Here is a 5,731-nt window from a genome sequence, read left to right as displayed (position 1 = left end):
GTCCCGCCCGTCCTTTTTGGACGGGCGGGACGCCCATCCCACTTTCAAGAGTGGAAGTTATTTAATTCTCATTCCTTAACAGTCAAGTTTGAGCGACTTCTTGTGGGGAGTAGGGGTTGGGCGTCCCGCCTGCCCAAAAAATACAATTTAGGTGGGCTTACTTACAGCTTATTGATGTGGCAGGATCACATCAAAAAAAGCATCCTCCAAATCATAACCAAACATCTGCGACATCGCCATCAACTTCGATTTACTGGGAATTCCCTGCTGATTCAACCAATCAGTCAACACAAAAATTTTGTTCATCAAAAACATTTCCAAAGCTTCAGGATTGTACTGAATACCTTGGGTGCGGTGGAACTGGTGCGGCACCAACATCGCCGCATAGCGCGCCAATTCTCCCCCTTTCCAATCCAGCAAAAATGGCAGCCAAGGATAACAAGCATCCAAGCGAATAAACCACAGCCGCACTTCGGGAATTTCCGAAATTTCTCGCGGATCTAACTCTTCGCGCGGATACTCAATTTCAAATTGTAGCTGTTGTTCGTTTTGGGCGATCGCTCCTTCTGCCAGCCACTTTTCAATCACAGTCCCCACGGGAGACAAATCTAAACTGTTTATGCGATCGGCATCTATCGATATCATAATACTCATAAAAAGTCAACCCTATAGCAGTAAGTTGGGCAGGGGCGGGTTTATGAGACTATCGATCTCAACCAAATATTGTTGGAAAAACCCGCCCCTACAGGTTATTGAGAATGGTGTCACATCTCATATATATCCTACCTATAATATCACTACCAATGCCCAATTATCAATATTATCAATTAGCAATGCCCGATCCCCAATTCCCGATGCCCAATTCCCAATTACCCATTTTTCCCAAACTTGCTATCCTGCAAAGAATTACCAATCCCCTGGATAATTCCCCGCCCAATCAAACCAATTCCCCGGCCTATAACCTGAGTCAAAACGTAAACAACCCCAGCACCCAACAGGGAAATAACTGCGCGAACTCTAGGTGCGATCGCATCCCTGGTTTCCAGCAGCAAAGTCAAGGCTAACTGCCACCCAGGAAGCTGTGCTAACTCCAGATTTCTCGGAGCATAAATAGAAATTCTCTTAATTCCAGAATCGCCCAAAACAAACAGCCAAAACCTGCTTTCAAAAATAGCTTTCGGTTCCACAAAATATCTATCCCAGCTATATCTCCACGACAAATCATTCCGAAATCTCTCAATTTCTCGCGTCGAAATCAACTTACCATCGTAAAAAATTTGCTTGATTTCTTCAAGATTTGCCAAATTATTTAGTAGAGGCTGTATCACTCCGCTAGCAACTTGAATTGCCAAATTTTCCAACAAAGCTTCAGATCGCTGCATTGCTTCCGGGCTGCCAGCCAAACAAGAAATATTGTCAACTGTTAGAGGAATTTCAAATAGCAAATGTGCAAACAAATCAACTGTCATCGGTATTTTGTCAAGGATTTCTGCTGCAACTACATCAGCATCTGCCAGCAGCATCGGCACAACTTCTACGCCGCTGCCTGCCAAGAGATAAGCAGCGCTTTCCTCTTGACTTTCTCCCAGTTTCAAGCTTGTTTGACTGCCCTCAAGAACCAGAGTTTCTCCCGTTGGCACTGTATAGTATCTGCCAAAAAAATCTATGATTGTCGCCTCCCACAAATCCCGTAAAATAGCAGGCATTTTTTGCGACAATTGAGTTGGCTGCACTTGCGAAAAGCGCAATTCCTCCAGCAAATCCTTTAACTTCCGCAGGATGCAACTCATCAATTCACGCTTTTTGGTCGATCGCAAAATATCAATTTCCAAAGGCAAGCCAGTCAAATTCACCAAATCAAATTGCAATTTAGCTGCCGCCGAGTCAAACAAGCTACCTTGCCAATTAGTTGCAACCACCAAAGATTCAGCCGAAACTTGGGAATGCGCTAATTGCGATTGAGAATTATTTAACAAATTCTCGCCTCTAATTTCTTCTTTCTCCCCTCTGCCTTCTCCCCTCTGCTTTCTGCCTTCTCCCCTCTTCCTTCTTCCTTCTTCCTTCTTCCTTCTTCCTTCTGCCTTCTGCCTTCTGCCTTCTGCCTTCTCCCCTTTTTCTTCAAATAATAACTGACTGACAATCCAGCGAGCTGCCAGCAATTCTCTGCGGCGCCCACTGAGTACAACCCCATCTAAAATAGAGGGCAAATCTGTCGGATTTGCGGCTCTGAACTCTTGCAAATCAGCTTGGACAACCGCCAAAGTTGCATCTATTTCCCGTAGTCCAGAAAGACAAAAATGAGCCAGCATTTTTTTGTGTACTGGCGTATCAACTGTCGAATTATCTGCATTTTTATCTGCAATTGCTGCGGAGTTTTCTACTGTTTGAACCACCGCTGCATTTAGTTCTATTTCCGAGTTAGCTCCCGCATCCGTCGCCCAATAAGTGCAACCAGATGCCACCGCGCGAATAGCTTCGATTGTCAGGGAAATATCTCTACCTTTAGGACAATAGCCATTCGCGCCCGCAGCCTGTACCTGGACCAACAGCTCCGGTGTCAGCGGCCCGCCTAGCAGCAACAGGGGCAGGTTGGGGTACAAACTTTTGAGTTCGCGACAAAAGGCCAGCGCCTCTATTTGACCCGATCGCCAATTTGAAGTCTCAACAGCCAAAATTGCCAAATCTCCAGGCTTCTTGGCTGTTTCAGAGCCGATCGAGCGAGCTTCTAGAACCCGCAAAGCCTCCTTTCCCGTTGAAACCTCTGCGACAACTTGCAAGTCTGGATACTGCTCGCAAGCAACTCGCAGCCCCAGCCGGAAAATGGGGTCGCCATCGATCGTCAGCAGTTGGAAATTACTCACTTGATTTTAGATTGGAGATTTTAGAGAGCGATCGCGCGAAAACCCAATTACTCGGGGATCAAATTAGCATCAGGAGGCCCAGCCGATTCAGGAATCGAGGGCGGCGCCGGTTCTGGAGCCGGAGCCGGAGGAGGTGGTTCCGGAGCCGGAGCCGGGGCCTCTTCTCTCGCGGGCGGATAGTAAGGTTCCGGCTCCCTCGCGGGCGGATAGTAAGGTTCCGGTTCCGGCTCTCTCGCGGGCGGATAGTAAGGTTCCGGCTCCGGAGCAGGCGGATTGTAAGGTTCGGGAGCCGGGGCCTCTTCTCTCGCAGGCGGATAGTAAGGCTCTGGCTCTGGCGCGTACTCCTCCTGTCGCGGAGCTGGCGCGTACTCCTCTGCTGGAGCTGGCGCGTACTCCTCTGCTGGAGCTGGCGCGTAGTCGCGAGCGGGTTCCGGCGCGTAATCGCGAGCGGGTTCCGGCGGCGGTGCACTGTTGGCTCTAAGTTCAGCACTCCAGCGCCCGATCGCACCTGCTGCCTCTGAATACAGCGCCCTACCGTAACCGATTTGGGAAGCCGTATCGATCGCCGCTCCTAGACTGCCTTGAGATGCCAATTCCGCAGCTCGATCGAGAATCGGTCTGTCTTGAGCAACTTGCAGTTCGCTCACCCACTGATAGACATTATCCTGAGCTTTCGCGTACAAACTCCTACCGCTCTTAATTTGCGAAGCTTTTTCAATAGCAGCACTAAGTTTTCCTTGCTTCGCCAGGGCTATCGCTTCATCCAAAAAAGGCTGATCTTGAATAACTTCTATGCGTTTCGTCCACTGAGCCAGCAGAGTTTGCGCTTCTATCCTGCGAGGGCGGTTTTGAGCAATCAGAACTACCTGAGCGATGCCGCCCTTTAGTCCTTCAACCGTTTGCGCTTCTGCCAACTGCTTCGCCAGAGTCAGAAAAGATTGGTCTTCGATCCGCTCAATTTCCCGGCGCCAAGAAGCCACCAAAGTTTGAGCGTGAATCCGCCGCGGCTGCTTGAGTCCGATGGTTTGCGCTTGCTCGATCGCGAGTCCAAACGTCCCTATGTGACCGAAACTAGCGATCGTGCTCGCCACTTGCAGCCGCAGCAAATCTTGAAACTGCACCTGCAAATTTTCAATTTGAACTTGAGCTTGCTTGTACAGAGGGCGACCCGGAGCTATTTTGCTAGCAGCCCCCTGCCCTTCCAGCAAGCTAAAAATGTGTTGTGGCAGCGGAGTTGATATCGACTGGTTCCACGTCACTGCCTGAGCCCTACCCAACTGCATCAAATCTTGAGCTTCCGCAAACAGTAGCGAATCCTGTGGCACAACAGAAGCAGCCTCGATCGCCCCCGGCAGGTCTTTCGCCGCCAACCGCTTAGTAGCCATTGCCAGCAAAGTCCGGCTCCAGCCCTCAATTTCCTTCTCAGCTTTAGCGCGGGCAAAAAGCTGCGAGTCTATTTTGCGAGCCAGGACGATTGCCTCAGCGAACTTTTGCGGAGTCTCGTCCTTCGCCAAATCTCTAGCCTCTTGCAAGCGCTGCCAGCCGTTTCTTTCCAAAGAAATCTGCTGGATCAGCTCGTTGTAACGCTTCTGACTCCAGAAAATATTTTCCAGCTTAAATAGAGCTTGAGCATAATCCCAGGCTTTCCTTAAATCCTCACTTTTCAAAGCTGCTAGGGCTGTATCGTAGAGTTTTTGGCCCTCCTGCCAATTTTTTTCCCAAGCAGTCACAGCCTCCTCTACCTCTGGGTAAGACCGACTGGTTTTCGGAATTTTCGCCACAATCTCCAGAGCACCTTTCAAATCGCCCTTCTCAATTTTTGCCCTGGCAAATCCCAGAATGGCTTTCGACCATTCCCCTATCAAATGTTGACCTTGCGAGTATAGCGGATGTTCTTTCGGCCAAGCCTGCACCAAGGCCATTGCCGATTCTATCTGTTCTAGCTTGCCCGACTTAGCAGCTTGTTGAGCGCAGTAAAGTCGCTCTCCGTCCGCCGCCAGTGGCGACAGTTGCTGGCAATTCGGCGGTGGCGGCATCGTCAGCAACCACAGAAATGCAGCGGCACCGGTTACTCCAAATCCCACCAGGAGACTCAGCCAGATAAGCTGCCACTGCCAAAAAGTTCTTTTTCCCTCGGTTGGCTGCGCCGTTACGAAGGAACTCGCATCGCCTGTCGCCTCTGCACTGAACTGTGCCGTCGGTTTAGGGGATGGGTTGTATTGCGGTGGTGTGTGGAATTGGTCAGATTGTCGTCTCGCCATTACTTCAGCCTGTCCTGTAATGCGCACTCTTCACGTGACACTCCCACATCAAATCATAGATTGTGATGTCGGCTTCTGACTCCGGTTAAGGAGATCGAGAACTTCCTTCAAGGTACTGGCAATCTTTCCCTCTACGGTGTTTTATAGTGAGGTTCGTGTCTGGCCCCACTGGTTGCTTCCGAGCATTTTAGGCTCAAGAAGCACGTAAATCATACCAGTTATCAAACAATTATTCACAGATTCCGGGGCCGTTTAGCAGAAAAAACAGTATAAAGCCCCGTCTGTCCATCAATTTTAGATTTTAGATTTTAGATTTTAGATTTTAGATTTGACTCCACAGATGAATTGGGAGAGGGATTCAACTAAGGTCTAATATTAAATCCGGATCAGAAATTCCCTTATCAGACTCAGCGGTTGAAACCGCAAATACACAAACTTTCGTCTCCTCCAAGCCGATTAAAAAATCAAGGGGGGACTACAGCCGGATTTGGTTCACACTTTTACGTGTAGCCGGTAGAACTGATTTTTTGGGTTTAGGAATGAGAATTAAATAACTTCCACAAGATTGTGGGATGGGCGTCCCGCCCGTCCAAAAAGGACGGGCGGGAC

The 5,731-nt window shown here is 49.3% G+C and carries 3 protein-coding genes; all 3 read right to left on the bottom strand.

What is annotated here, in order from left to right; genetic code table 11:
• Positions 1-168 precede the first annotated feature (168 nt).
• Positions 169-654 carry a CRR6 family NdhI maturation factor gene (locus QUB04_RS32095; RefSeq protein WP_333290707.1) on the bottom strand — a complete coding sequence of 162 codons (486 nt, stop codon included), beginning with the start codon at positions 652-654 and terminating at the stop codon, positions 169-171.
• A gap of 215 nt (positions 655-869) precedes the next feature.
• A complete protein-coding gene (locus QUB04_RS32090; RefSeq protein WP_333290706.1) occupies positions 870-2,861 on the bottom strand; it encodes a DUF3685 domain-containing protein in 1,992 nt (663 codons plus the stop codon).
• A gap of 47 nt (positions 2,862-2,908) precedes the next feature.
• Positions 2,909-5,122: a hypothetical protein gene (locus QUB04_RS32085; RefSeq protein ID WP_333290705.1), complete on the bottom strand. Its 2,214-nt coding sequence runs from the start codon at positions 5,120-5,122 to the stop codon at positions 2,909-2,911.
• Positions 5,123-5,731: the final 609 nt, after the last annotated feature.

This window comes from Microcoleus sp. D2_18a_B4 (genome assembly GCF_036702475.1).
In the GTDB taxonomy this organism is placed as follows: domain Bacteria; phylum Cyanobacteriota; class Cyanobacteriia; order Cyanobacteriales; family Microcoleaceae; genus Microcoleus.
The sequence above is the reverse complement of the archived record's forward strand: the minus strand, read 5'-3'. Positions and strand labels throughout refer to the sequence as shown.

Bases quoted from the DNA above. Each gene is read 5' to 3' on its own strand.
- QUB04_RS32095 (WP_333290707.1), bottom strand. From the start codon at position 654: ATGAGTATTATGATATCGATAGATGCCGATCGCATAAACAGTTTAGAT.
- QUB04_RS32085 (WP_333290705.1), bottom strand. From the start codon at position 5,122: ATGGCGAGACGACAATCTGACCAATTCCACACACCACCGCAATACAAC.